A 1,557-nucleotide genomic window follows, 5' to 3' on the forward strand; every position below is an offset into this window, starting at 1 on the left:
TAAGCTAATTCACATTTTTAAAAATACTTGATTTATTTTATTTATCATTCCATCAATTTTTACAATTATCTATGTCATTTTGGAATCTCCCTTAGTTTTTATTAGTAAATAAGATGCGTTTGCCCTGGGGGCATCCTTACTTGGTACAATCTGCGATTGCCCATCTCAAAAGCCAGCAAGTGACCTTAGAAGAACTCTTGAGACTTGCGCCAACAGAGCAAGGAATCTTCAGCAATCACTTGCGACAACAACTGTGGCATTTACAACATAATTCCCAGCTTGAGATAGGGTATAAAAAAGTAGTAATGACGAACGCACCTGTGAGGCTAGATACTGAAGTTACCTTTAAGTTATATAGCTTGGGGTTAGTAAAACTCTCCAGTAATGATTGCGTTCCTGGTTGTGATTTGTATCGTCAGTACTTCTCAACTCGTTTGGAGTCGGTAAATCGTGGTTGACCAATACATATTCTCTGGAAGTCTACCTGAAAATGCCAGCACCTACGTCATACGAGAAGCTGATGCACAGTTATATGAAGGGCTGAAAGCGGGGAAGTTTTGTTACGTACTAAATTCGCGCCAAAGTGGAAAGTCCAGCTTGCGTGTGCGAATCATGCAGCGATTGAGAGATGATGGCATACAGTGTGCAACCGTTGACCTTTCTGCTGGAGGTATTCAGAATGTCCCTCCCGAACAATGGTATGCAGACTTAATTGATACGCTCATTGACAGTTTTGGATTAGATTTAGATTTTGGTGATTGGTGGGAGGCGAATCAGTTAAATTCATTAGTAACTCAATTTCGCAAGTTTCTAGAAGAAGTATTACTTGTTGAAGTTCAAGAGAATATTGTTATTTTTATTGATGAGATTGATAGCGTACTCAGTCTGAATTTTCCTACAGATGACTTTTTTGCACTGATTCGTGCTTGTTATAACAAGCGTGTTGATAACCCTGAATATAATCGTCTCACATTCTGTTTATTGGGGGTAGCATCACCAACTAATTTGATTGAAGATAAACAGCGTACCCCGTTTAACATTGGTAAAGCTATCTCTCTCAAGGGTTTTCAACTGCATGAGGCTGAACCATTAGAAAAGGGTTTACGTAAAAAATTCAGTCATCCCCAGGCGATAATGCAGGAGATTTTGCAGTGGACTGGGGGACAACCATTTCTGACTCAAAAGCTCTGTCAGTTCATGGTTGAAGAATCGGAAGAAGAAAATCCTCGTTCAGTAGAGCAAGTTGTTAGGTCACGGATTATTGAAAGTTGGGAATCACAGGATGAACCTGAACATCTGCGAACAATTCAAGCCAGGATTTTACGGGATGAACAACGGGCAGGTTACTTACTAGAACTATATCAGCAAGTCCGTTTGGCTGAGGAGCGATCGCTCCTCATAGCAGATGATACTTTAGAGCAGAGTGAGTTATACCAATTTAATGTGAAGCTGCATAGAAAAGAGCTTCCAAGATAAAGTTATAAGAAGAGACAGAAATTACTTGCTCAAATGTAAGTTGGTCGAATATCTCTTGGATGCGTTCGCGTAAAGCTTGTA

At 39.9% G+C, this 1,557-nt stretch carries 2 protein-coding genes; both read left to right on the plus strand.

Going from position 1 to position 1,557, the window contains the following annotated elements; all coding sequences use genetic code 11:
- Positions 1-113 precede the first annotated feature (113 nt).
- Complete coding sequence (locus H6G92_RS38720) at positions 114-458, plus strand: AAA-like domain-containing protein (RefSeq protein WP_190902138.1); 345 nt, start codon at positions 114-116, stop codon at positions 456-458.
- On the plus strand, positions 451-1,476 hold the full coding sequence (locus H6G92_RS38725; RefSeq protein WP_190902140.1) for an AAA-like domain-containing protein: 1,026 nt from the start codon (positions 451-453) through the stop codon (positions 1,474-1,476). Before H6G92_RS38720 ends, H6G92_RS38725 begins: the two co-directional genes overlap by 8 nt.
- Positions 1,477-1,557 lie beyond the last annotated feature (81 nt).

Source organism: Nostoc foliaceum FACHB-393, assembly GCF_014698505.1.
Taxonomy (GTDB): Bacteria; Cyanobacteriota; Cyanobacteriia; order Cyanobacteriales; family Nostocaceae; genus Nostoc; species Nostoc foliaceum_A.